Raw genomic sequence first — 22,422 nt, 5'->3', positions numbered from 1 at the left:
ATTTATCCATGGAGCGCCTGACTGTCATGTTCACTGCCTAGTCTCTTTCGGGAATCGCCGAGTTGGCGCACTGGGGGGTGCGCGCAAGGGGGAAGCGGAGGCGGCGGGCCGGGGGGCCCGCCGTGAGCCTCCGAGGGGGTTTGCTGATCGCCGCCGGGGGGCGGCGGGTCTGTGGGGGGCATTTTGTACACCTCTGTGTTCATTGTTGTCATTTCGCTGGCGCTCTTCTGGATGGCCGCGTTCACGCTCTGGTGGCAGATGCACGCGTGGCGGACTCCCGAGGTGCTCGCCTCCACGCGCTTCGACCGGCCCGACGGCGAGGGCCGCCTGGCCTTCTCGCTGCTGCTGCCCGCCCGCCACGAGCAGGCGGTCCTGGAGCACACCATCGACCGGCTCCTGGAGTCGAGCCACACCGACTACGAGATCATCGTGATCGTCGGGCACGACGACCCCGAGACCGCCGCCGTCGCCGAACGGGCCGCCGCCCGCGAGCCGGCCCGGGTCCGGGTCGTCGTCGACCACCACGAGACGAAGAACAAGCCGAAGGCCCTCAACACCGCCCTCCCGTCCTGCCGCGGTGACATCGTCGGGGTCTTCGACGCCGAGGACCAGGTCCACCCGGAGCTGCTCGCCCACGTCGACCACGCCTTCCGCTCCACCGGCGCCGACGTGGTCCAGGGCGGGGTCCAGCTCATCAACTTCCACTCCAGCTGGTACAGCCTGCGCAACTGCCTGGAGTACTTCTTCTGGTTCCGCTCCCGCCTGCACCTGCACGCCGAGAAGGGCTTCATCCCGCTGGGCGGCAACACCGTCTTCGTGCGCACCGAGGTGCTGCGCGAGGCCGGCGGCTGGGACCAGGACTGCCTCGCCGAGGACTGCGACCTCGGGGTGCGGCTGTCGTCGGTCGGCAAGAAGGTCGTCGTCGCCTACGACTCCGACATGGTCACGCGCGAGGAGACGCCCGGCTCGCTGGTGAGCCTGCTCAAGCAGCGCACGCGCTGGAACCAGGGGTTCCTGCAGGTGTACCGGAAGAAGGACTGGCAGCAGCTGCCCGGGCGCGGTCAGCGCTGGCTCGCCCGCTACACGCTGATGACGCCGTTCATGCAGGCCGCGTCGGGCGTGATCATCCCGCTCAACTTCGCCGTCGCCGTCTTCCTCGACGTGCCGGTCGGCATCGCGATCATCACCTTCCTCCCCATGATCACGGCGTTGGTGACGTTCGTCTTCGAGATCGTCGGTCTGCACGACTTCGGCCGCCAGTACGGGTTGCGCGTGCGCTTCGTGCACTACGTGAAGCTCGTCGTGGGCGGGCCGTTCTACCAGGTGATGCTCGCGGGCGCCGCGATCCGCGCCGTCTGGCGCGAGCAGCGCGGCCGCAACGAGTGGGAACTGACGAGCCACACCGGCGCCCACCTGACGACGGCGACCGCCGCGCCGGCCCTGACCGCTCCTACCGCCGCGACCGCCGTGAGCGCTGCCACCGCCGCGACCGCCGTGAGCCCTGCCACCGCCGCTCCCTCCGCCTCCACCGCGATCCGAGAGGACAGCCACCAGTGACCGCCACCCTGCCCACGGCCACTGATCCCCAGCCCCAGCCCCAGCCCCAGCCCCAGCCCCAGCCCCAGCCCCAGTCCCAGACCCTCACCGTTCCCGGCCGGCGCGGCCCCGTCGGCGGGCTCGGCGTCCGCCCGGCCGCCCCCGCCCGCCCGCTCGTGCGCTTCCGCTCCTCCCGCCCCGACCTGCTGCTGTGCGGCGCCCTGCTGCTCGTGATCGTGTGCGTCCAGGGCTGGAACATCACCAACTTCCCGACCCTGAGCGACGACGAGGGCACCTACCTCGCCCAGGCGTGGGCCGTCCAGCAGGGCGACGGCCTCGCCCACTACACGTACTGGTACGACCATCCGCCGCTCGGCTGGATCCAGGTCGCGGGCCTGACGTACCTGCCGTCCCTCTTCGTGCCCGACTGGATGACCGTCGCGCCCATGCGCTTCTCGATGCTCGCGGTCTCCGGCGTCAGCTCCGTGCTGATGTACGTCCTCGCGCGCCGGCTGTGGCTGCCGCGCTGGGCGGCGGGGCTCGCGATGGCCCTCTTCGGGCTGTCCCCGCTCTCGGTGGTCCTGCAGCGCGAGATCTTCCTCGACAACCTCGCCGTGATGTGGATCCTGCTGGCCTTCTGCCTGGCCGCGTCACCGAGCCGCCACCTGTGGCACCACTTCGGGTCCGGGCTGGCGGCCGCCACCGCCGTCCTGACCAAGGAGACGATGCTGGTGGTGCTTCCGGCGCTGCTGGTGACGATGTGGCGCCACAGCCACCGCGACACCCGCAAGTTCGCCGTCACCGGGGCCGTCACCGCCTGCGCGCTGATCGGACTGTCGTACCCGCTGTACGCCCTGCTCAACGGCGAGCTGCTGCCCGGCTCCGGCCACGTCTCGCTCATCGACGGCATCACGTATCAGATGGGCCGCGAGGGCTCCGGTTTCATCCTCACCCCCGGCTCCGGTTCGAACGGCGTGTTCCGGTCCTGGCTGTACTACGACACCGTGCTGCCGCTCGGCGGGCTGGCCGGCGCCGTCCTGCTGCTGGCCACCTACCGGTGGTCCGTCACCGCCCGCGCGCTGGCGGGCCCCGCGCTCGCCGCCGTCATCCTCGCCGTCGTCGCGATGCGGCCCTCCGGGTACCTCCCGGCGATGTACGTGATCCAGGCGCTGCCGTTCCTCGCCCTGGTGCTCGCCGGGGGCGCGGCCAGCATCACGCACGCGGTGCTGCGGCGCCGCCGCGGCCCCGGGGAGCGCCGGGTGCAGGTGTGGGCGCGCTGGGCGGTGCTCTGCGTCCTCGCCGCGTCCGCCGCGGTGTACGTGCTGCCGCGCTGGTACGACGGCAACCGCACGGCGCTCACGGTGGACGCGAACGCCCCGTACCGGCAGGCCGCGGCCTGGCTCGGCAGCGAGGTCGCCGATCCGGCGGGGACCCGGGTGCTGCTGGACGACGCGCTGTGGCTGGACGCCGTGCACCACGGTTTCGAGCCGGGGCTCGGTGCCATCTGGTTCTACAAGGCCGACCTCGACCCCGCCGTGACCAAGACCCTGCCGGGCGGCTGGCAGGACATCGACTACGTGGTCTCCTCGCCGACGGTGCGCCGCGACGCGGTGGACCTGCCCACGGTGAAGGCGGCGCTGGAGCATTCGACCGTGGTGGCCGTCTTCGGGTCGGGTGAGGACCGCATCGAGATACGCCGCACCGATCCCGCAGATCCCGCCGATCCCGCCGCCCCTGCCGATCCCGCCGCCCTTGCCGACCGCGCCGCGCGCGCCGACCGTACGAGTGGGAGCTGAGCCACCATGAGCGAGGAGCTGTGGTCCCTCCATGCCCCGGTCGATGCGGAGCTTGCCGCTCCGCAGGCGCTGACCGGCAGCGTCACCCTGATCATCCCGACCTTCAACGAGTCGGGGAACGTGGGGGAGTTGCTGCGCCGGCTCGGTGAGGCGCTCCCCGACCACCTGCCCTGCGAGGTGCTGTTCGTGGACGACTCCACGGACGACACCCCGGCCGTCATCGAGAAGGCCGCCGCCGATCACCCGTTCCCGGTGTCCGTCCTGCACCGGGAGGTCGCCGAGGGCGGTCTCGGCGGGGCCGTGGTCGAGGGGGTCAAGCGGGCGGACACCGACTGGATCGTCGTCATGGACGCCGATCTCCAGCACCCGCCGCACCTGGTGCCCGAACTCGTCGGCGAGGGCGAGCGCACGGGCGCGGACCTCGTCGTGGCCTCCCGCTACATCAGTGGCGGCAGCCGGGCCGGACTCGCCGGGAGCTACCGTATCGCCGTCTCCCGCGGTGCGACCTGGCTGACCAAGGGGCTCTTCCCGCGCGCGCTGCGCGGGATCAGCGACCCGATGAGCGGCTTCTTCGCGATGCGCCGCTCGGCGGTCACCGCGGAGGCCCTGAAGCCGCTCGGCTACAAGATCCTGCTGGAGCTGGCGGTGCGCTGCCGCCCCGGCAAGGTCGCCGAGGTGCCGTTCGTCTTCCAGGACCGCTACTCGGGGGAGTCGAAGTCCACCGCCCGCGAGGGCATGCGGTTCCTGGCCCACCTCGCCTCGCTGCGCTCCGCGACCCCGCTGGCCCGCATGGTCGGCTTCGGGCTGATCGGGCTCTCCGGTTTCGTCCCGAACCTGGCCGCGCTGTGGCTGCTCACCCGCGGCGGGATGCACTACCTCCCCGCCGAGATCATCGCCAACCAGGCGGGGGTCCTGTGGAACTTCCTCCTCATCGAGACCCTGCTCTTCCGTGACCGGCGCCGGCACCGGCACTGGGCGGACCGAGTCGGGCGTTTCGCCCTGCTGGCCAATGCGGACCTGCTGCTGCGCATCCCGCTGATCGCGGTGTTCGTGGCCAGGTTCGGGATGGAGGTGCTGCCGGCCACCGCTCTCGCGCTGGTCACCACCTTCGTCCTGCGGTTCGCGGCCACCGAGGCCCTGGTCTATCTGCCGCGCCGGTCGGACACCCCGCGCCGGTCGCCCACTCCGACCACCCCGGGCGCCCCGACCACGTCGGGACGCCACCCCAGGAGTTGAGCCGCACAGAAGGGATCCTTTCCATGCGTCTGACGATCCGGCGGAGGGCCGGGCGGCGTGCCGCCCTGCTCGCCGTCGGGGCGATGACCGCGGGCCTGCTGCTCACCGCACCGCAGCAGGCCACGGCCGGCCCGCCCAACCTCCTCTCCAATCCCGGCTTCGAGACCGCCGGCGCCGCCGGCGCCGACATGCCGTCCTGCTGGTCCAAGTCCGGCTGGGGCGACAACGACTTCACCTTCGCGACCGTCGCCGACGCGCACAGCGGCACCAAGGCGATGAAGGTCTCGCTCACCCGCCGCGTGGACGGCGACCGCAAGGCCCTGGTCACCGAGAACACCACCTGCGCGCCGACCGTCACGCCGGGCAGGCAGTACGACCTGTCCGCCTGGTACAAGTCGGACACCCCGGACGTGTCGGTGACGGTGTTCCGCCGCGACACGACGGCGGGCTGGCAGTACTGGACCGACCTGCAGAATCCGCCCGTGAGTGCCGCCTGGGCGCGTACGGAGGTCCGTACGCCCGCGGTCCCGCCCAACACCGACAAGATCGCGTGGGGTCTGTCGGTCTACGGGGTGGGCTCGCTCACCTCCGACGACTACGCGCTGGAGGAGGTGGGCGCGGTGCCGCCGCAGCCGGCCTGTTCGGGTACGGCGGAGGAGTGCGCCAAGGGCAAGTGGGAGGTGATCCCGGCCCAGAACCCGGTGCGTTCGATGCACGCCGTGGTGCTGAAGAACGGCAAGGTGCTGCTGATCGCCGGGTCGGGCAACGACATCTCCCAGTTCAACGCGGGCACCTTCACCTCGGCCGTCTACAACCCGGCGAACGGCTCCTTCAAGACGATCCCGACGCCGGTGGACATGTTCTGCGCGGGGCACGTGCAGCTGTCCGACGGCCGGGTGCTGGTGATGAGCGGCAACAAGGGGTACCCGTCGGCCGACGGCACGATCGGCTACCAGGGGCTGAAGGACTCGTACACCTTCGACCCGGCGACCGAGACGTACACGAAGACGAACGACATGAACGGCGGGCACTGGTACCCGTCCGCGACGGTCCTCGGCAACGGTGACGTGATCTCCTTCGGCGGGCTGAAGGAGGACTCCACGGGCAACGTGACCGCGGAGAAGTTCTCGGCGGCGCAGAACAAGTGGCTGCCGATGAACGAGGTCAACCAGACCTGGTCGTACTGGGGCCTGTACCCGTCGATGATCCTGATGCAGGACGGGCGGCTCTTCTACTCGGGCAGCCACACCTTCGGCAACGGCACCCCGGGCACCGGCGCCTCGATCTACGACTACGGCGCCAACACCATCACCGACGTGCCGGGCCTGCGCAACAAGGACGAGCGGGACGAGTCGGCGAGCGTGCTGCTGCCCCCGGCGCAGGACCAGCGGGTGCTGACCATCGGCGGCGGCAACAACGAGCGCAACCCGGCGGCCAACCGGCTCACCGACATCATCGACCTCAAGCAGCCCAGCCCCGCCTACACGGCCGGGCCGCCGATCCCGCAGGGCCTGGTCGACCAGGGCCAGGGCAAGCGGCCGCAGACCGGCGCCGAGGGCAAGATGTTCGTGTCGGCGGTGCTGCTGCCGGACGGCAAGGTGCTGGAGACCGGCGGCGGGCTGCACGACCGGGCCGACCCGGTCTTCGAGGCCTCCTTCTTCGACCCGACGACCAACACCTACCAGGCGGGCCTGGCCACCGACCCGATCCCGCGGACCTACCACTCGGCGTCCTTCCTGATGCCGGACGGCCGGGTCATGTCGGTCGGCGACAACCCGGGCAACGGCACCTACAACCACAGCGTGTCGATCTACACGCCGCCCTACCTCTTCAAGGGCGCCCGCCCGCAGATCGCCTCGGTGATCGACACGCAGTGGGTGTACGGGGACACGCAGCGGATCACGGTCAACCGGCCGGTCGTCAAGGCGGAGCTGATCCGTCCGGCGGCGGTCACGCACTCCTCGGACCCGAACCAGCGGTTCGTGGACCTGCCGATGACCGTCGACGGGAACAACATCGACCTCAACGTCACCAGCAACCCCAACCTGGCGCCGCCCGGCTGGTACATGCTCTTCGCGGTCGACGCGAACGGCGTCCCCTCGATCGCGACCTGGGTGCACCTGGGCGGACCGTCCGCGCTGGCGGCCGCCCAGGATCAGCCGTCCGCGCACGAGCATGCCTTCGCGGACAAGCTGGGGCCCGCGAAGAAGAACCCGGCCAAGCGGGACTCCGTCCCGGTCCCGCCGAGCGTGGCCGGCTGCGACCGGCACTACGGCACGGTCAACGTGTGCGTGCCGACCCGCTTCCCGGCCGAGGTGAAGGAGACGACGAAGGCCCGCTGCGACTGGCTGGCGTCCCACAAGTACCCGAAGCGACTGAAGGTCAACGGCAGCGATCCGCTGCGCCTGGACCCCGACCGCGACGGCTACGCCTGCTGAACCACGGGACACGGGAAGGGCCCGGCCGCCGCTCGCGGGAGCGGCGGCCGGGCCCTTCCCCGTTCTCTCAGTGCTGGTAGGCGGCGAGCGAGATGCCGACGTAGTGGGCCACGAAGGCCGCGAGGGTCAGGGAGTGGAAGACCTCGTGGAAGCCGAAGAAGCGGGGGGAGGGGTTCGGGCGCTTCATGCCGTAGATGACCCCGCCCACGCTGTAGAGGAGGCCGCCGACGATCACCAGGACGAGGACGGCGATGCCGCCGGTGCGCATGAAGTCGGGCAGGAAGAAGACCGCCGCCCAGCCCATGGCGATGTAGCAGGGGGTGTAGAGCCAGCGCGGTGCGCCGACCCAGAAGACGCGGAAGGCGATGCCGGCGGCGGCCGCGATCCACACCGCCCACAGCAGGGTCCGTCCGGTGGAGGACGGGAGCAGCAGGACGGTCAGCGGGGTGTAGGTGCCCGCGATGATCAGGAAGATGTTGGCGTGGTCGAGGCGCCGCAGGATGGCCTCGCCGCGCGGTCCCCAGGTCCCGCGGTGGTAGACCGCGCTCACGCCGAAGAGCAGGCAGGCGGTGAGGATGTAGATCCCGCAGGCCACGCGTGCCCGGGTGGAGTCGGTGAAGGCCATGAGGGCCAGGCCCGCGACGACCACGGCGGGGAACATCCCGGTGTGCAGCCAGCCGCGCATCAGCGGCTTGGCCTCCAGGGCGGCCTCGACGGTCTCGGCGACCTCGGTCGCCCGGGTTTTGACGGTCTCGGCGACATCGAGGGCCTCGGCCTTGACGGTCTCGGCGGCCTGCGCGACCTGTGCGGCCGGTGTGGCCCCGGCGGCCGGTGCGGCCTCGGCGGCCGGGACGGCGGCGGCGTCTGAAGTCATGCGCGCCATGCTACCTACGGGTCCGTAGGTTTCCGTTAGTGGTCTTTACGGAAGATTGACGGACGTGGCAATGCTCACGTGAGAGGCCCTCTGGACATATGCGCACATCCACCGGATGATCAGATGAGTGCGGTCGACACCGGATGAGCGGAGCGCGAAGCGTCCGGGTCGCAGCCCCCACGGGGCCTACACCAAACACACCCCTCAACAAGGAGCAATCGTGGCGCGCGACAACGCGGCTCCCACCATCCCGACGACTCACCAGGAGCTGATCTCCTGGGTGGACGAGATCGCAGCCCTCACCCAGCCGGACCGCGTCGTCTGGTGCGACGGCTCCGAGGGCGAGTACGAGCGCCTGTGCGAGGAGCTCGTCGCCAAGGGAACGTTCAAGAAGCTCGACGAGACAAAGCGCCCGAACTCGTACTACGCCGCCTCCGACCCCTCCGACGTCGCGCGCGTCGAGGACCGGACCTTCATCTGCTCCGAGAAGGAGGAGGACGCGGGCCCCACGAACCACTGGAAAGCCCCGGCCGAGATGAAGGAACTCTTCACCGGCACGGACGGCGACCAGGGGATCTTCCGCGGCTCCATGAAGGGCCGGACGATGTACGTCGTCCCGTTCTGCATGGGCCCCCTCGGCTCCGAGCTCTCCGCGATCGGCGTCGAGATCACCGACTCCGCCTACGTCGCGGTCGCCATGCGCACCATGACCCGCATGGGCAAGCCCGTCCTGGACGAGCTCGGCAGCGACGGCTTCTTCGTCAAGGCCGTCCACACCCTCGGCGCTCCGCTCGCCGAGGGCGAGGCCGACGTCCCGTGGCCGTGCAACACCACCAAGTACATCTCGCACTTCCCGGAGACCCGCGAGATCTGGTCCTACGGGTCCGGCTACGGCGGCAACGCCCTGCTCGGCAAGAAGTGCTACGCCCTGCGCATCGCGTCCGTCATGGCCCGCGACGAGGGCTGGCTCGCCGAGCACATGCTCATCCTCAAGCTCACCCCGCCGGCCGGCGAGGGCGAGGCGAAGTACATCGCCGCCGCCTTCCCGTCCGCCTGCGGCAAGACGAACCTCGCCATGCTGGAGCCCACGATCCCCGGCTGGACCGTCGAGACCGTCGGTGACGACATCGCCTGGATGCGCTTCGGCGAGGACGGTCGCCTGTACGCGATCAACCCCGAGGCCGGCTTCTTCGGCGTCGCGCCCGGCACCGGCGAGCACACCAACGCCAACGCCATGAAGACGATGTACGCGAACACCGTCTTCACCAACGTCGCGCTCACCCCGGACGGCTCCGACGTGTGGTGGGAGGGCATGACCGAAGAGGCGCCCGCCCACCTGATCGACTGGAAGGGCAACGCCTGGACCCCGGAGTCCGGGACCCCGGCGGCCCACCCCAACGCCCGCTTCGCCGTCCCGGCCTCCCAGTGCCCGACGATCGCCCCCGAGTGGGAGGACCCCAAGGGCGTCCCGATCTCCGCGATCCTCTTCGGCGGCCGCCGCGCCTCCGCCGTGCCGCTGGTCACCGAGTCCTTCGACTGGAACCACGGCGTCTTCATCGGCTCGAACATCGCCTCCGAGAAGACCGCCGCCGCCGAGGGCAAGGTCGGCGAGCTGCGCCGCGACCCCTTCGCCATGCTGCCGTTCTGCGGCTACAACATGGGCGACTACATGGCCCACTGGGTCAAGGTCGCCGCTGACAAGGACCAGGCGAAGCTCCCGAAGATCTACTACGTGAACTGGTTCCGCAAGAACGACGCGGGCAAGTTCGTGTGGCCGGGCTTCGGCGAGAACAGCCGCGTCCTGAAGTGGATCGTCGGCCGCCTCGACGGCACCGCCGAAGGCGTCGAGACCGCCATCGGCGTCCTGCCGGCCAAGGACTCCCTCGACCTCGAAGGCCTGGACCTCCCCGCCGAGGACCTCGACTTCCTCCTCACCGTCGACAAGGAGGTGTGGCGCGAGGAGGCCGCCCTGGTCCCCGAGCACCTCAACACCTACGGCGACCACACTCCGAAGGAGCTGTGGGACCAGTACCACGCGCTGGTCGAGCGCCTGGGCTGAGCCAGGCCGCGCCCTGAAGAAGGGCCGAAGAACGTGGGAGCCCCCGACCAAGCGGCGCCCACCGCAGTGGGATCCCCCGACCAAGCGGTTCCCACCGCAACACCGGCCCGGGTGCACGAACACCCGGGCCGGCAAAACGAGAGGGCGCCCGGCGGGATTTCCCGCCGGGCGCCTTCCCGCGTCCGCCGACCGCTGTTCCGCGCCCCGTCCCGCAGCCCCGTCCCGCAGCCCCGTTCCGCAGCCCCGTTCCGCGGACCGGTAACCGGCTCAGGACCGGCCGCGGTCCTCCAGGTAGGTCGTGTGCGTCTGCTGGCGCAGCGCCTCCGCCTCGCGGAGGGTCGCCGTCACGCGTTCCGCCTCCTCGAAGAGCGCCGCCAGCTGCCGCTCCAGCTGCTGCTCGGGGGACTCGCCGCCGGGCGAGAGCCGTGCCCACCACCGGGTCCGGTTGTAGGTGTCCACGCACTCCGGCACGTCCTGCCGCACCGCCCGGGACACCGTGTGCACCGACTCCGGATCGGCGGCCAGGACCTCCGCCACCCACCCCGGATCGAGCAGGGCCTCGTAGAACTCCAGGAGCTCGGCGAGCTTGCCCGCGGCGGCCGCCGGCAGCTCCACCTCCGCCAGGTACGCGCGCAGCCGCCCGAAGTCCTCCCGTACGACCCCGAGTTGCTCGGCGGGGTCCGGGTGGTGCGGCGGCGCCACCCGCTCCGGCGGTGCGATCAGCGCGCCCGCGCCGTACAGCCCGGCGACCACCAGCGGCCAGTACGCGCCCGCCACCCCGGCCAGGGTGAGGCCCAGCCCGGCCACCCCGCAAGCGGAGCCCGCCAGGTTCTTCTTCGACTCCAGGTAGCCGAGCACCCGGCCGCTGGCCCTACTGGTAGCCACGGATCTCCTCGAAGGCGCCGGCCAGCGAACCGCCCCCAGCTACCGCTGGGGGGACCCCCGTGCCGGTGGCGTCGAAGAGCCGCCCGCCGGTCAGCTCGGTGATGTGGGTGAGCTCCTTGCGGTCCGAGTCGCCGAACAGCACCGCGAAGACCGGCGTCTGCTTCTGCGCCTCGGGCAGAGCGGCGTAGAAGGAGTCGAAGTGCTTGGCCCCGACGCCCTCGGTGTTCTCGCCGTCCGTCATCAGCACGATCGAGGTGAACGCGTCCGCACCGCCCTTGCCCAGGTGCTGGTACGCCGCCTCCAGGCTGCCGTAGACCGCCGTGCCCCCCTCCGGCTCCAGCGCCTTCACGTCGCCCCGGATCGCGTCCAGGGCCGGCCCCGCGTTGCCGGGCTCGACGATGTGCGTCCGTACCTTCTTCACCTTGGACCCGAACGGCAGCAGGGTCACCTCCTCGCGGTCCCGGAACCGCTGTCCGGTCCCCGACGTTCCGGTGCCCGTCAGATCGGTGAGCGCCGACTTGAGCCGCCCGATGCGGTCCTCCTCGCTCATCGAACCCGAGGTGTCCAGGACGTACACCGTGCGCGAGGGCCGGCGCAGCTCGTTCTCGTACGAGGCCAGCAGGCCGTCGGCGACCGAGAGCGAGCCGGGGAACGGCAGCTCGCGCCGCTTTTCCGCGTCCAGCCCGGCGGCCGGCGCCACCCCGGCCGCGACCGGGCGGCGGAAGGTCTGCTCGGTGATCGCCTTCTGCGCCTCGGGGCCGCGCAGGTAGTCCGTCAGCGCCCGCCCCGCGTCGCGGGCCCCGGCCGGGGCCGAGGTCAGCAGGGTCAGCGGGTAGCCGGCGGTGACCACGCCGTCGCGCGGCCGGATCACCGTCAGCGGGGCCTTCGCGTCCTTCGCGTCCTTCGCGTCCCGGTTCATGGACAGCAGCACCGACTCGTAGTTCACCAGCGCGTCCACGTCCCCGCGCTTGCCGTACGCGGTCGCCAGCCAGCCGGATGACCCCGAGGTCAGCTTCTGCCCGGCGAAGAACTCCTTCAGCTTGGGCCGGGCCGTCTTCACGTCGGCGTCGCTCAGCGCAGCCTGCGCGCCCGACAGTCCCGACGCCACCGAGACCAGGGCGGAGAAACCGGAGTTGGAGCGCACCGGGTCGGTCATCCCGTACGTCAGCTTCCCGCCGGCCACCGCCTCGTGCACCGCCGACCAGGTCACCTCGCCGGGCTTCCAGCCGAGCCGGGCGAGCGCCTCCGGCTTCACGCCGATGGCCACCGGCGAGGACATCACCGGGGTCTCGCTGGACAGCTTCCCGGCGGCCTCGGGCCGCAGCCGCAGGTAGTCGTTGGAGGACAGCCAGATCGCGTCGTACTTGCCGTCGGCCTTCCCCGAGGCGATCTGCTCGACCGCGTCGAGCGTCCCGGACGCGGTCAGCTCGACGGTGACCCCGGTGGCCGCCTTCGCGGCCTTCAGCACGGCCTCCATGTCGGCGAGCTCACTGGACGCCAACACCCGCAGGGTGCCCTCCTTGTACACGGACTTCTCGGGCTTGGCCGCGCCTTCGGCGGTACAGGCGGTCACTGCAACGAGAACGATCAGCGCACCGATCCAGCCTCGCCGGCGGCCCCTTCCAGCCTCGCCGGCGATGGAGGCGCGGGTCCGGGCGGAGCCCGGCTGCCCCGCGCAGGCGGTGTGCCCGCCGGTCCACCGCCTCACTGGGCTCCTCCTTCGAGCGCGCTCGAAGTCCGCGTCCGCGCAAGGTACGCCGAGGCGGTCCGCAGCTCCCCGGCCAGCGACTCCACCGTCGCGGCCATGTTCTCCGTGGCCTGCACCTTGAAGGTGTCGATCGCGTCGAGCGTCTTGTAGATCTGCGCGAAGGCCGTCCGCAGCGTCTCCGCCCCCACCGCCGGATCGGCCGCGATCCGCTGGATCTCGCCGCTCTGCGTGGACAGCATCTCCGCATTGCCCCGGATCAGGTCCTCGGTGGTGCCCCTCAGGGCGTTGACCTGCTCGACCACCTTGCGCTGGTTGTCGAGCGCCGAGGCCAGCATCACGGCGATCCGCAGGGCCGAGACGGTGGTGGTGGCGGCCCGGTCGACGCCCTTGATGAGCTCGTCGTTGTTGCGCCGGACCACGTCCATCGCCAGGTAGCCCTGGGCGCAGACGGCCAGCTGTGTCAGCAGGTCCTGGTGCTTCTGCCGGACCGGGAAGAGCACGTCCGCGCGCATCGCGTCGGCGGCCCCCGGATCGGTGTGCTGCGCCTCGGCGACCCGCTGCTCGACGGCCGCGTCCAGGGCCTCGGTGAGGACCGCGTACTCCTGGAGCTTGCCCATGGTCTCCCACAGGCGCGAGCGCTCGGTGTGCAGGGCCGCGTTGTCGCGGCGCAGTTCGTCCTGGCCGCTGCGCAGCGAGCCCACGATCTTGTTGAGGACGGCCTGCGAGGAGGCGTACTTCGCCACGTGGTCGCGGAACCTGTTGCCGCCCGGCAGCTTCGCGAGCAGCTTGCGGGCCCCCTTGGCCGGCGTGTCCCGCGGGTCGAGGTCCTCGACGGTGCGGCGCAGTTCGACGAGGGAGCCGGCGACGCGGCCCTGGGCGTCGCCGGCGCCGTCGGAGCCGAGGGAGCGTACGGTCCGCTCCAGCATCCGGTTGGACTGCTGGGCGGCGCTGCGGATGTCGGCGGAGCCGAGTGCGGCGATCTCGCCGATGCGCTGGGCGAACTCGGGGGAGCGGGCGTCGATGGCGGCGAGCGAGCCGACGTACTCCCCGGCCCGGCGGGCCATCTCGTCGCGGACGCCGTCCTGGAGCGGGACCAGTCCGGCGGCCTGCTCCTTGCGGACGGGAGCGACGGGATCCGGCGCGCTGAGGACCAGCGGGGTGTCCTCGGGTGGTGTCAGTGTCATGGTGTGTCCCCCTGGCCCTTGGCGCGCTGGGCGAGCGTCATCAGGATCTTGACGGTGGGTGTGCCGACCTGGCGGATGCCGGTCAGACCCGCGTTGAGGTGGGCGGTGTGCGGGGCGGTCGCGGCGGTGAACTCGGCGACGCCGTCCTGCGGGCGGAAGCCGCGGTGCACGGCGAGTTCGCGCAGCCTCGGATCGGTGGCGAGGAGGGTGCCCAGCTCCTTCGCCTTCTCGTTCAGCGGGACGAAGGTGTGCGCCGTGTTCACGGTGGTGTCCGGGTAGAGGACCACCATGTCGCCGGGGTCCTGGTTCTGCAGCAGCAGGGCGGCCACCTGGGACTCGTACACCAGGATCAGCGGTTCGCCGCTGCCGCTGATGAAGGCCCGGAAGGGGTCGTCGGTGCTCTGTTCGAGGGCCCCCTGGACGGAGATCAGCTTGCGCATCAGGGGTGCGGTGCGCGCGATGGCGGCGTCGTCGGCGACCACGCTGTTGCCGTTCGCGACGTTGGAGGTGGCGGCCAGGAAGAGGGCGCCGGAGTTGGAGGAGGCCGGGTCGGTGGTCTTGATGAACACCGTGCCGGTCAGCTCCGCGTGGGCGGAGGAGCCGGACAGCTGCTGCCAGGTGCGGTCCTCGCCGGCGGCCTTGAGGAAGGGGCCCATGAGCAGGGTCCCGGAGCTCTTGCCGCTCATCTGGGCGAGGCCGTTGTCGGCCAGTACCCGGGCGGCGCCCGGTCGGGCGATGACGACGAGCGGGGAGTAGAAGGGCTTGGTCTCCTGGGCCCCCTTGACCCCGGCGGCCGCCGCGACCTCCTTGGCGGGTTCACTGCTGCTGGGGAAGGCGAAGTCGAAGTCCTTGAGGGCGAGTTGGTCCATCGCCCAGGAGCCCGAGGTCTCCGTCTTCACGGTGTAGCCCTTGGCTGCAAGGGCCTTGACGACGTCGGGGTCGCGGAAGAATTCGGACTTCTCCGAGCCGATGACGCCACGCACGGTCTTCGTTGCCGTGGTTTCTGGGTGATCCTGCCCCTGGAAGGCGACGACGTAGAGCACGCCGCCGATCAGGAGGAGGCCCAGGACGATTCCTAGGATGCGTCTCACGGGTGCAGCGTGCTCGCGGAAACCCACATTCCGCGCGGAGTTGAATGAACGTCAGGTGTCCAGGCGGTCCCACTTCGAAATGCTGTGTGAGCCCGCGGGTGCTGGTGGGAGGGGCGGCGGCCCGGGAGGATCGGGGCATGGGCGTGAGCGCGTTGAAGTGGCAGGGCTGGCTGGTCGGCCTGGTGACACTGGCCGGATTGCTGGTGTTCGCCCCGCTGGGCCTGTACGTGTGGGCGAGCGGCGGCGGACCGCAGGATGCGCCGCCCCGGGCGGCGGTGGAGGACGTTCGGGTCATCGGGTGCCGCATCGATCCGGCCAGCCGGCGCGTGGTGGCCGCGGTGCAGGCGGCGGGGCGGGCCGAGGGTGCGGGCGCGTACGTCGTCACGGTGGAGTTCCGCGACGGCGCTGAACCGGACCCGGGCCGGCGGGCCGCCCAGGCGCTGGTGAAGATCCCGGGCGTGGTCCCGGGCGCGACCGAGTACGGGGAGGCGGTCGGCCCGGTGTGGCCGGTGGCGACGGTGCCCTGGTGCGGGGTGGCCGGCGCGGAGTTCGCGCGGACCCCGTAGGGGCGTGTCGCCACCGGTCCTCACGGCGGGCCGGCGGGCCGGCGGGCCGGCGAGCGCTGTGGCGCGCTCAGCCGTTGCTGTTGACCTTGATGACGACGGTGCTGCACACCTTGTCGGCGAAGGTCTGCTTCTTGGCGTCCCACAGCGGCCACAGCCAGCCGACGTAGCAGGAGAAGCTGTCGAGGGCGTGCGCCAGCTTGCGGACGAAGGCCATGCCGAAGCCGAGCGTGCGGCCGTCGGCCTCGCGGTGCAGGCTGATGCCGACGATCTTCTTGCCCATCGACTGGCCGGTCTTGCCCTCCTTGTAGAGCTGGAAGAAGGACATGCCGATCGCGTACAGCACGCCGATGAGGAAGGGGACGCCGGGCTCGTCCGGGTTGTCGCTGGTGGCGAGGTCGATGAAGCCCAGCGCGTACATCGGGCCGGCGATGATCAGGCCGTCGAGCAGGGACGCACCCACGCGCAGACCCCAGTGGGCCAGCGGCGGCATGCCCGTGCCCGGCATGCCCGGCATCCCGGGCGGCGGGTACGCGCCGTACGGCGGCGGCGGGGTCTGCTGCTGCGGGTAGCCGTACTGCGGGACCGCGCCCTGCGGCGGCTGCTGCGGGTAGCCGTACTGCGGGGGCACGCCCTGGGGGGCCTGCTGCGGGTAGCCGGGCTGGCCCTGCGGGGGCTGCTGGCCGTAGGGGTTGTTCGGGTCGCCGAAGCTCATGGCGCTATCTCTCCAGGGTGCTGAAAGGGGGGACGAAGCGGCCTGGAGGAGATGGATCGTGTGAGCGGCCTCCCCCGTGCTGCCGCGATCTTTCGGCCACCATCGTGTTCGGAGCGCCGGGTTCTGTCCAATTCGCTGCCCGTGCCGAGGGCCGCGAAGGGGAGGGGAGAGGGCCGCGGGAGAGCCGCGGTAAAGCCGTGGGGGGCCGCAACGGGCCGCGGGGGAACGGCCGTAGGGCAACGGGCCGCGGCGGAACGGCCCGTAGGAGGTATGGCGCCCGGTCCGGAGCCTCCGCGGCCCCGGACCGGGGCCGTCTAGAGGGCGCCGGCCAGGTCCAGGGACTTCAGGGCGGCGGTGTGCGCGTCCATGCGCTCGGCGGCGAGGATCGCGACGGTGGTGTCGGCGCGGGACGCGGCGACGACGAGCGCGCGGGCGGCGAGGTCGTGCGCGCGCTGGTGCAGCGCGGCCAGGTCTCCGGCGGGGCGCTGCGGCGCCCGGGCGGGCTGGGATCCGCGCAGCCGTGTGACCTGGGCGGCGATCTCGGCGGCGGCCTCGTCGAGCCCGAGCTCGTCGGTGACGGCGAGGAGGGCCGCGAGGTGGCCGCCGAGCTGGATGTCCAGCGCTTCGCCGCGGCTGCTGTGGGGGTAGTCGGCGCGGTTGTCACCCATGAGGTGGACGACCGGCTTCGTGCGGATCGGCTCGTACATGAGGTGGCCTCCTGCGTGGTCAGGAGACCATCCTACATTGGATTGGTTCTAAAGTTGAGCTGGATCCTGTTTTTGGTCGTGCGGGCCCCGCCGGGCGTCCGCCGGCGAGGCCTCTCCGCGCGTCTACAGCTGGCTGTATCCGTCGAGGAAGTTCCCGATCCGCGTCACGGCGTCGGCCAGGTCCTTGGTGTTCGGCAGGGTCACGATCCGGAAGTGGTCGGGCTCGGGCCAGTTGAAGCCGGTGCCGTGCACCACCATGATCTTCTCGGCCCGCAGCAGGTCGAGGACCATCTGCCGGTCGTCCTTGATCTTGTAGACGGACGGGTCCAGCCGGGGGAAGGCGTACAGCGCGCCCTTCGGCTTCACGCAGGTGACGCCCGGGATCTGGGTGAGCAGGTCGTACGCGACGTTGCGCTGCTCCAGGATCCGTCCGCCGGGCAGGACCAGGTCCTCGATCGACTGCCGGCCGCCGAGCGCGGTGGCCACGGCGTACTGCGAGGGCATGTTGGCGCACAGGCGCATGTTCGCCAGGACCGTGAGGCCCTCGATGTAGGAGGAGGCGTGCTTCTTCGGACCGCAGACGGCCATCCAGCCGGCCCGGTAGCCGGCGACGCGGTAGTTCTTCGAGAGCCCGTTGAAGGTCAGCGTCAGCAGGTCCGGGGCGATGGCGGCGGTGTTGAAGTGCTTCGCGCCGTCGTAGAGGATCCGGTCGTAGATCTCGTCCGAGCAGACGATGAGGTTGTGGCGGCGCGCGATGTCCGTCAGCCCGCGCAGCATCGCCTCGTCGTAGACGGCGCCGGTCGGGTTGTTCGGGTTGATGATCACGATCGCCCGGGTGCGGTCGGTGACCTTGCGCTCGATGTCCGCGAGATCGGGCATCCAGTCGGCCTGCTCGTCGCAGCGGTAGTGCACGGCCGTGCCGCCGGCGAGGGAGACGGAAGCGGTCCACAGCGGGTAGTCCGGTGCGGGGACCAGAACCTCGTCGCCGTCGTCGAGCAGGGCCTGCATCGACATCTGGATCAGCTCGGAGACGCCGTTGCCGAGGTAGATGTCCTCGACGTCCAGGTCGATGCCCTTGGTCTGGTAGTGCTGCATGACCGCGCGCCGCGCGGACAGGAGCCCCTTCGCGTCACCGTAGCCGTGGGCGCTGCCCAGGTTGCGGAGCATGTCCTCAAGGATCTCCGGCGGGCACTCGAAGCCGAAGGCCGCGGGGTTGCCGGTGTTGAGCTTGAGGATGCGATGACCTGCTGCTTCGAGCCGCATCGCCTCTTCGAGCACGGGGCCGCGGATCTCGTAGCAGACATTGGCGAGTTTGGTTGACTGGATCACCTGCATGACGGGAGCTTACGGGCCCGGGTGCGGGCTTGGCGCGTCTTTTCGAAGAGAGCTCGAAGGGTGAAATGTCCCATTTCGGGCAATGGGTGGGTGGTGGCGCGATCCCCCCTTGGAATCCGGGGCCGGGCCGCCGTTCCGGCCTGCGGAATGGGTGGGGCCGGGGCGCGCGGGAAGTTTCTTCTGTTGTGCTCGTCACCATGTGGGGCTCAAGGGACTCGGGGGGCTCGGGGTGACTGAGTACGCCGCATGAGTACGCGCACTCATGCGGCCGGGCGGGCCCGCCGTGGAAGCTGGGTGCATGAACCAGGGCGAGTGGAAGCCGGCGGACCACCGGCGCGGCGTGGAACGCGTGGGCACGGTGATCGTGGCTGCCGCGGGCGCCCTCATGGCGGCAGGGGCGATCTTCTTGGGGCTGCACCTGCTGCCGTACCTGTACGGCGGCAACTGAGGGGCGCGAGGCAGTGGAGTTCACAGTCGGAGACATGGCGATCACCACGGTCGGCACGGACGGCGACGACCGGGCGATCGAGTTCCTGGTCAGGCCGGAAGGGGCCGTGGAGGAAGGGCACTTCGCGATCTTCCGTGAACACGATCAGGACTGGGAGGCGGCCCGCCTCAGCATCGACCCGCAGTCGGGCAGCGTCCCGGTGGCGGCGGTGGCCTGGGCGGTGGAGTTCGCCCGCGAGTACCTCTGAGGCGGGGCGGCCCGCAGCGGGGCGGAATCGGCGGGGCGGAATCGGCGGGGGTGCTCCGACGGGCCACGGCGCGCCTGGCCGGGTTCGGCTCGTCCTCGTTGTCAGTGGTCCCGCTTAGCGTGGGGGCATGAAGCCGCTCAGGATCATCGCCGGAGATGCGACAAGTCCCCAGGCCAAGGGGCCCAAAGTCATCGCCCATGTCTGCAATGACCTCGGCGGGTGGGGGAAGGGCTTCGTGGTGGCCGTTTCGAAGCGCTGGCCCGAGCCCGAGGCCGCGTACCGGACCTGGCACCGGGGGCGGAGCGGGAACGACTTCGGGCTGGGCGCCGTGCAGGTGGTGCGGGTCCAGCCCGATGTGTGGGTGGCCAACATGGTCGGCCAGCGCGGGATACGCACCGGCAGCGGGGGGCCGCCGATCCGCTACGACGCCGTGGAGCGCTGCCTCGCCGCGCTGGCCGGGCACGCCGTCGAGCTGGGGGCCAGTGTCCACATGCCGAGGATCGGGTGCGGACTCGCGGGCGGCACCTGGTCGCGCATCGAGCCGCTGATCACCGCGGCGTTGTGCGCGCGCGACGTGGAAGTGACCGTCTACGACCATGGATGAGCCGTCCTCGACCTCGCCCTGGCAGGACCACGAGCCGCCGTACGGGGAGCCGGTGCCCCGCAAGCCGCTGCACGGAGACCTCCTCGCGGCGAAGGCGCTGGTCTACGACCCGTGCGGGTTCGCGTGTTCGCGGCCGGTCCCGGAGGCGGAGAGCGCCGAGTACGGAGCGCACTCCTTCACGCTCGACGGCCTCTTCGTCCGGTTCCGTGTCGCCAGGACGACCCCGGCGAAGGCCGGCCAGTTCGTCACGGTGTGGAAGCGTTCCCCCGGCGGGCCGATCCGGCCCTTCGACGTGCAGGACCCCGTCGACCTCGTCGTCGTCAGCTCCCGGGACGCCGACGGCTTCGGGCAGTTCGTCTTTCCCCGGGACGTGCTCCGCAGGCGGGGCGTCTTCTCCGTGGACGGGGCCGGCGGCAAACGCGCCTTCCGCGTCTACCCGCCGTGGGTCGCGGTGGAGAGCCGCCAGGCCCGCGGGACGCAGGCGTGGCAGGCCGACCACTTCCTGCCGCTCAGCGAGGACGGCGGGGTCGACACCGCCCGCTGCCGCGCGCTCTATCACCCGTAGGCCCTGGTGGCGGCGCCGAGTCCGAGCGGCGCGGCCGTGGCACGATCGCGCCATGCAGTACCGGTACGCCACCGAGGCCGACGCGCCCGCCCTGGCCGAGCTCTTCGCCGCCAACCACCACGACGCCCTGACGGAGCGGCAGCGGGCGGAGCAGGGGTTCGTGCAGGGCCGCCTCGACGCCGGGGTCCTGCGCGCGATGGCCGGGGCGCGGGAGCTGCTGGTCGCGGACGACGGCGGTCGGATCGCCGGGCTCCTCGCCCTGTCCGTGCCCACGGCCGCCGCCGACCCGTCGCCGCCGGTCGCGGGCCTGCTCCAGGCGCAGGACGCCCTGGAGTGGGAGGGGCGCCCGCTGGGCGAGGTGCGGTGGATGCTCTACGGGCCGGTCGTGGTCGATGCCGCGTACCGGGGCCGCGGCGTGGCCCGGGCGCTGTTCACCATGGCCGTCGCGGCCGCGTCGGAGCGCGCCGACGCGGTGGTGGCCTTCATCGAAGCCGGGAACGTGCCGTCGTGGAGGGTGCACGTCGACGGCTTCGGCATGATCCCGCTCGGCGACTACGTCGTGGGCGGGCGCACGTACAGCGCGGTCGCCGCGCCGACCACCTAGCGGCGTTCCGTCCCGGTCCCGGTCCCCGTCCCCTGCTGCCCGCGCCCGCGCCCGCGGAGCGGCCGGGCCGGGCCGTACGCCCACGACACGCTCTAGGGGCGCTCCAGGATCACCAGGGGGATCTCGCGGGGGCGGGCGGCCGCCTGGTCGTCCTCGAAGAGGGGCCACAGGGCCGTCATCATGTCCCAGTACGTCTCCCGCTCCGCGCGCGTGGCCGTGCGTGCGGACGCCTTGAAGGAGGCGGAGCCGACCTGGAGGCGGACCTCCGGGTGGGCGGTGAGGTTGTCGTACCAGCGGGGGTGGTCCGGGGCGCCGTAGGCGGCGGCCAGGACGATGAAGCGGCCCGCGTCCTCGCCGTAGATCAGCGGGGTGCGGACCGTGCGGCCGGTGGAGCGGTCGACCGTGGTGAGCAGGAGGGTGGGGACTCCGTGCCAGAGGTGCCCGTCGGCGCCCGCGGTGGTCACGTACGAGCGGACGTGGTCGAGCCGTGGGCCGGGGCGCGGGTCCGTGGGGTGGTCCCAGTCGACGTCGAGTGCGTGCATTTACCTGTCCTTAGGGTTGTGTCCCCCTGGCGGCTAACGAGCATGAACGATTCTGGATGCGCACGACCCGTAGCGCACCTCCTCAGGTCTGGACCAAGCTCGTGGCATGGATCTGGAGCTGAGGCACCTCAAGATCGTCAGGGCCGTCGCCGACGCGGGAAGTCTGACCCGGGCCGCCACCGCCCTCGGTCTCGCACAGCCCGCGCTCAGTACGCAGCTGAAACGGATCGAGCGCGCGCTGGGCGGGGCGCTGTTCGTCCGCGGGCGGGAGGGCGTACGGGCCACCGCGCTCGGGGAGCTCGTGCTGGAACGGGCGCGGGTCCTGCTGCCCGCGGTGTGCGAGCTGCAGGAGGAGGCGCTGAGGTTCGCCCGGCAGGGGCCGCAGGGCTACCGGCTCGGCGGGACGCACGGGCCGCTGCTCGGCGGGCTCGTGGACCGGCTCGCCCACGAGGAACCGGGCGTACCGGTGACCACGTACACCTCCTGGTCCGAGAGGGAGATCGCCGGGAGCGTCGCCGACGGGCGCCTGGACTTCGCGCTCGTCGGGGTCTGCGGGGAGAGCGCGCCGCCCGGGCCGGGGCGTCTGGCCTGGATGGAGGTGGCGCGGGATCCGGTGCACGTGATGCTGGCCGAGGACCATCCGCTGGCCCTGGCTCCGCGCGGGGAGATCGAGCTGGCCGAGCTGGCCGCGGAGGCGTGGACGGACGTACCGGGCGACGGGTGCTTCGGCGACTGCTTCGCCGCGGCGTGTGTGCGGGCCGGTTTCACGCCGGCGTGCGTGTACGAGACCGACACCGCGTCCTGCGTGCACCTCGTGCAGGTGGGGCGGGCGGTCGGGCTGTGCCGGGCCACGTTTCCGGTGACGCCGGGGGTGGTCACGCGGCCGCTGGCCGGGAATCCGCTGGTGTGGCGGCATCTGCTGGGGTGGCATCCCGCGGGGCCGGCGGCGGGGCGGGCGGTGGAGGTGCTGGGGCATGCGGGGGCTGCGCATGCGGAGGCGTTGGTGAGGGCGGCGGGGGCGGGGGCCGTGCCGGTCGCCTGGCCGGCGGTGTAGCGGGTCGTCTGCGGCGCCGTCTCCCAGGGCTCCGCCCCGGACCCCGCGCCTCAAACGCCGGCGGGGCTGGATGATCGGGGCTCCGCCCCGGGCCCCGCGCCTCAAACGCCGGCGGGGCTGGATGATCGGGGCTCCGCCCCGGGCCCCGCGCCTCAAACGCCGGCGGGGCTGGATGATCGGGGCTCCGCCCCGGGCCCCGCGCCTCAAACGCCGGCGGGGCTGGATGATCGG

At 71.7% G+C, this 22,422-nt stretch carries 21 protein-coding genes; 12 read left to right on the top strand and 9 right to left on the bottom strand.

Annotated features, from left to right (window positions below):
* Positions 1 to 183: 183 nt before the first annotated feature.
* Genes OG534_RS13500 through OG534_RS13485 form a run of 4 tightly spaced genes read left to right on the top strand, consistent with a single transcriptional unit; the run spans position 184 to position 7,006 of the window.
* The gene (locus OG534_RS13500; protein ID WP_326588334.1) at positions 184 to 1,557 is read left to right on the top strand and encodes a glycosyltransferase; all 1,374 of its coding nucleotides are present in this window, start codon (positions 184 to 186) and stop codon (positions 1,555 to 1,557) included.
* Positions 1,554 to 3,332 (top strand): ArnT family glycosyltransferase, encoded by a 1,779-nt coding sequence (locus OG534_RS13495; protein WP_442807082.1) that lies wholly within the window; start codon positions 1,554 to 1,556, stop codon positions 3,330 to 3,332. The genes OG534_RS13500 and OG534_RS13495 overlap by 4 nt, the downstream gene beginning before the upstream one ends.
* 6 nt (positions 3,333 to 3,338) lie before the next feature.
* Complete coding sequence (locus OG534_RS13490) at positions 3,339 to 4,568, top strand: glycosyltransferase family 2 protein (RefSeq protein ID WP_326588333.1); 1,230 nt, start codon at positions 3,339 to 3,341, stop codon at positions 4,566 to 4,568.
* A gap of 23 nt (positions 4,569 to 4,591) precedes the next feature.
* Entirely contained in the window at positions 4,592 to 7,006 is a 2,415-nt protein-coding gene (locus tag OG534_RS13485) for a galactose oxidase-like domain-containing protein (RefSeq protein WP_326588332.1), read from the top strand.
* Positions 7,007 to 7,073: 67 nt separating this feature from the next.
* Here OG534_RS13485 and trhA read toward each other — a convergent pair whose 3' ends face one another.
* On the bottom strand, positions 7,074 to 7,691 hold the full coding sequence (gene trhA, locus OG534_RS13480; protein ID WP_326593588.1) for a PAQR family membrane homeostasis protein TrhA: 618 nt from the start codon (positions 7,689 to 7,691) through the stop codon (positions 7,074 to 7,076).
* A gap of 409 nt (positions 7,692 to 8,100) precedes the next feature.
* Here trhA and OG534_RS13475 point away from each other — a divergent pair, with 409 nt between their 5' ends.
* Entirely contained in the window at positions 8,101 to 9,939 is a 1,839-nt protein-coding gene (locus OG534_RS13475) for a phosphoenolpyruvate carboxykinase (GTP) (RefSeq protein WP_326588331.1), read from the top strand.
* 267 nt (positions 9,940 to 10,206) lie between these two features.
* Here OG534_RS13475 and OG534_RS13470 read toward each other — a convergent pair whose 3' ends face one another.
* From OG534_RS13470 to OG534_RS13455, 4 genes are all read right to left on the bottom strand, one after another.
* The gene (locus OG534_RS13470) at positions 10,207 to 10,824 is read right to left on the bottom strand and encodes a hypothetical protein (RefSeq protein ID WP_326588330.1); all 618 of its coding nucleotides are present in this window, start codon (positions 10,822 to 10,824) and stop codon (positions 10,207 to 10,209) included.
* Positions 10,811 to 12,463 (bottom strand): substrate-binding and vWA domain-containing protein, encoded by a 1,653-nt coding sequence (locus OG534_RS13465; RefSeq protein ID WP_442807226.1) that lies wholly within the window; start codon positions 12,461 to 12,463, stop codon positions 10,811 to 10,813. Before OG534_RS13465 ends, OG534_RS13470 begins: the two co-directional genes overlap by 14 nt.
* A 65-nt stretch (positions 12,464 to 12,528) precedes the next feature.
* Positions 12,529 to 13,716, bottom strand: a complete 1,188-nt coding sequence (locus OG534_RS13460; protein ID WP_326588329.1) for a toxic anion resistance protein — start codon at positions 13,714 to 13,716, stop codon at positions 12,529 to 12,531.
* The gene (locus tag OG534_RS13455) at positions 13,713 to 14,807 is read right to left on the bottom strand and encodes a substrate-binding domain-containing protein (RefSeq protein WP_326588328.1); all 1,095 of its coding nucleotides are present in this window, start codon (positions 14,805 to 14,807) and stop codon (positions 13,713 to 13,715) included. The genes OG534_RS13460 and OG534_RS13455 overlap by 4 nt, the downstream gene beginning before the upstream one ends.
* Positions 14,808 to 14,950: 143 nt before the next feature.
* Between OG534_RS13455 and OG534_RS13450 the strand changes: the two genes are divergently transcribed.
* Positions 14,951 to 15,373, top strand: a complete 423-nt coding sequence (locus OG534_RS13450) for a hypothetical protein (protein ID WP_326588327.1) — start codon at positions 14,951 to 14,953, stop codon at positions 15,371 to 15,373.
* Positions 15,374 to 15,440: 67 nt separating this feature from the next.
* Here the strand turns inward: OG534_RS13450 and OG534_RS13445 are convergent, their stop codons facing one another.
* The 3 genes from OG534_RS13445 to OG534_RS13435 form a co-directional block, all read right to left on the bottom strand.
* Positions 15,441 to 16,085: an RDD family protein gene (locus OG534_RS13445; RefSeq protein ID WP_326588326.1), complete on the bottom strand. Its 645-nt coding sequence runs from the start codon at positions 16,083 to 16,085 to the stop codon at positions 15,441 to 15,443.
* Positions 16,086 to 16,399: 314 nt separating this feature from the next.
* On the bottom strand, positions 16,400 to 16,792 hold the full coding sequence (locus OG534_RS13440) for an SCO4983 family protein (protein WP_326588325.1): 393 nt from the start codon (positions 16,790 to 16,792) through the stop codon (positions 16,400 to 16,402).
* Positions 16,793 to 16,915: 123 nt separating this feature from the next.
* On the bottom strand, positions 16,916 to 18,127 hold the full coding sequence (locus tag OG534_RS13435) for a pyridoxal phosphate-dependent aminotransferase (RefSeq protein ID WP_326588324.1): 1,212 nt from the start codon (positions 18,125 to 18,127) through the stop codon (positions 16,916 to 16,918).
* A gap of 298 nt (positions 18,128 to 18,425) precedes the next feature.
* Here OG534_RS13435 and OG534_RS13430 point away from each other — a divergent pair, with 298 nt between their 5' ends.
* From OG534_RS13430 to OG534_RS13410, 5 genes are all read left to right on the top strand, one after another.
* The gene (locus OG534_RS13430) at positions 18,426 to 18,575 is read left to right on the top strand and encodes a hypothetical protein (RefSeq protein WP_326588323.1); all 150 of its coding nucleotides are present in this window, start codon (positions 18,426 to 18,428) and stop codon (positions 18,573 to 18,575) included.
* Between the two features lie 34 nt (positions 18,576 to 18,609).
* Positions 18,610 to 18,822 (top strand): hypothetical protein, encoded by a 213-nt coding sequence (locus OG534_RS13425; RefSeq protein ID WP_326588322.1) that lies wholly within the window; start codon positions 18,610 to 18,612, stop codon positions 18,820 to 18,822.
* Between the two features lie 127 nt (positions 18,823 to 18,949).
* A complete protein-coding gene (locus OG534_RS13420) occupies positions 18,950 to 19,426 on the top strand; it encodes a macro domain-containing protein (protein ID WP_326588321.1) in 477 nt (158 codons plus the stop codon).
* Entirely contained in the window at positions 19,419 to 19,991 is a 573-nt protein-coding gene (locus OG534_RS13415) for a MepB family protein (RefSeq protein ID WP_326588320.1), read from the top strand. The genes OG534_RS13420 and OG534_RS13415 overlap by 8 nt, the downstream gene beginning before the upstream one ends.
* Before the next feature lie 52 nt (positions 19,992 to 20,043).
* Positions 20,044 to 20,595, top strand: coding sequence for a GNAT family N-acetyltransferase (locus OG534_RS13410; protein ID WP_326588319.1), 552 nt, complete (start codon positions 20,044 to 20,046; stop codon positions 20,593 to 20,595).
* Positions 20,596 to 20,687: 92 nt separating this feature from the next.
* On the opposite strand, the gene OG534_RS13405 is transcribed toward OG534_RS13410, so the two are convergent.
* Complete coding sequence (locus OG534_RS13405) at positions 20,688 to 21,137, bottom strand: nitroreductase/quinone reductase family protein (protein ID WP_326588318.1); 450 nt, start codon at positions 21,135 to 21,137, stop codon at positions 20,688 to 20,690.
* Between the two features lie 106 nt (positions 21,138 to 21,243).
* On the opposite strand from OG534_RS13405, the gene OG534_RS13400 reads away from it, so the two are divergent.
* Positions 21,244 to 22,191 carry a LysR family transcriptional regulator gene (locus tag OG534_RS13400; protein WP_326588317.1) on the top strand — a complete coding sequence of 316 codons (948 nt, stop codon included), beginning with the start codon at positions 21,244 to 21,246 and terminating at the stop codon, positions 22,189 to 22,191.
* The last annotated feature ends 231 nt before the right edge of the window (positions 22,192 to 22,422 follow it).

It is taken from the genome of Streptomyces sp. NBC_01294, from assembly GCF_035917235.1.
Lineage (GTDB): Bacteria > Actinomycetota > Actinomycetes > Streptomycetales > Streptomycetaceae > Streptomyces > Streptomyces caledonius.
Note: the sequence above shows the minus strand (reverse complement) of the source record. Positions and strands in the feature narration are given on the sequence as shown.

Bases quoted from the DNA above. Each gene is read 5' to 3' on its own strand.
- OG534_RS13485 (WP_326588332.1), top strand. From the start codon at position 4,592: ATGCGTCTGACGATCCGGCGGAGGGCCGGGCGGCGTGCCGCCCTGCTC.
- OG534_RS13415 (WP_326588320.1), top strand. From the start codon at position 19,419: ATGGATGAGCCGTCCTCGACCTCGCCCTGGCAGGACCACGAGCCGCCG.
- OG534_RS13420 (WP_326588321.1), top strand. From the start codon at position 18,950: ATGAAGCCGCTCAGGATCATCGCCGGAGATGCGACAAGTCCCCAGGCC.
- OG534_RS13430 (WP_326588323.1), top strand. From the start codon at position 18,426: ATGAACCAGGGCGAGTGGAAGCCGGCGGACCACCGGCGCGGCGTGGAA.
- OG534_RS13490 (WP_326588333.1), top strand. From the start codon at position 3,339: ATGAGCGAGGAGCTGTGGTCCCTCCATGCCCCGGTCGATGCGGAGCTT.
- OG534_RS13445 (WP_326588326.1), bottom strand. From the start codon at position 16,085: ATGAGCTTCGGCGACCCGAACAACCCCTACGGCCAGCAGCCCCCGCAG.
- OG534_RS13400 (WP_326588317.1), top strand. From the start codon at position 21,244: ATGGATCTGGAGCTGAGGCACCTCAAGATCGTCAGGGCCGTCGCCGAC.
- OG534_RS13460 (WP_326588329.1), bottom strand. From the start codon at position 13,716: ATGACACTGACACCACCCGAGGACACCCCGCTGGTCCTCAGCGCGCCG.
- OG534_RS13440 (WP_326588325.1), bottom strand. From the start codon at position 16,792: ATGTACGAGCCGATCCGCACGAAGCCGGTCGTCCACCTCATGGGTGAC.
- OG534_RS13405 (WP_326588318.1), bottom strand. From the start codon at position 21,137: ATGCACGCACTCGACGTCGACTGGGACCACCCCACGGACCCGCGCCCC.
- OG534_RS13425 (WP_326588322.1), top strand. From the start codon at position 18,610: ATGGCGATCACCACGGTCGGCACGGACGGCGACGACCGGGCGATCGAG.
- OG534_RS13435 (WP_326588324.1), bottom strand. From the start codon at position 18,127: ATGCAGGTGATCCAGTCAACCAAACTCGCCAATGTCTGCTACGAGATC.
- trhA (WP_326593588.1), bottom strand. From the start codon at position 7,691: ATGCGCGGCTGGCTGCACACCGGGATGTTCCCCGCCGTGGTCGTCGCG.
- OG534_RS13410 (WP_326588319.1), top strand. From the start codon at position 20,044: ATGCAGTACCGGTACGCCACCGAGGCCGACGCGCCCGCCCTGGCCGAG.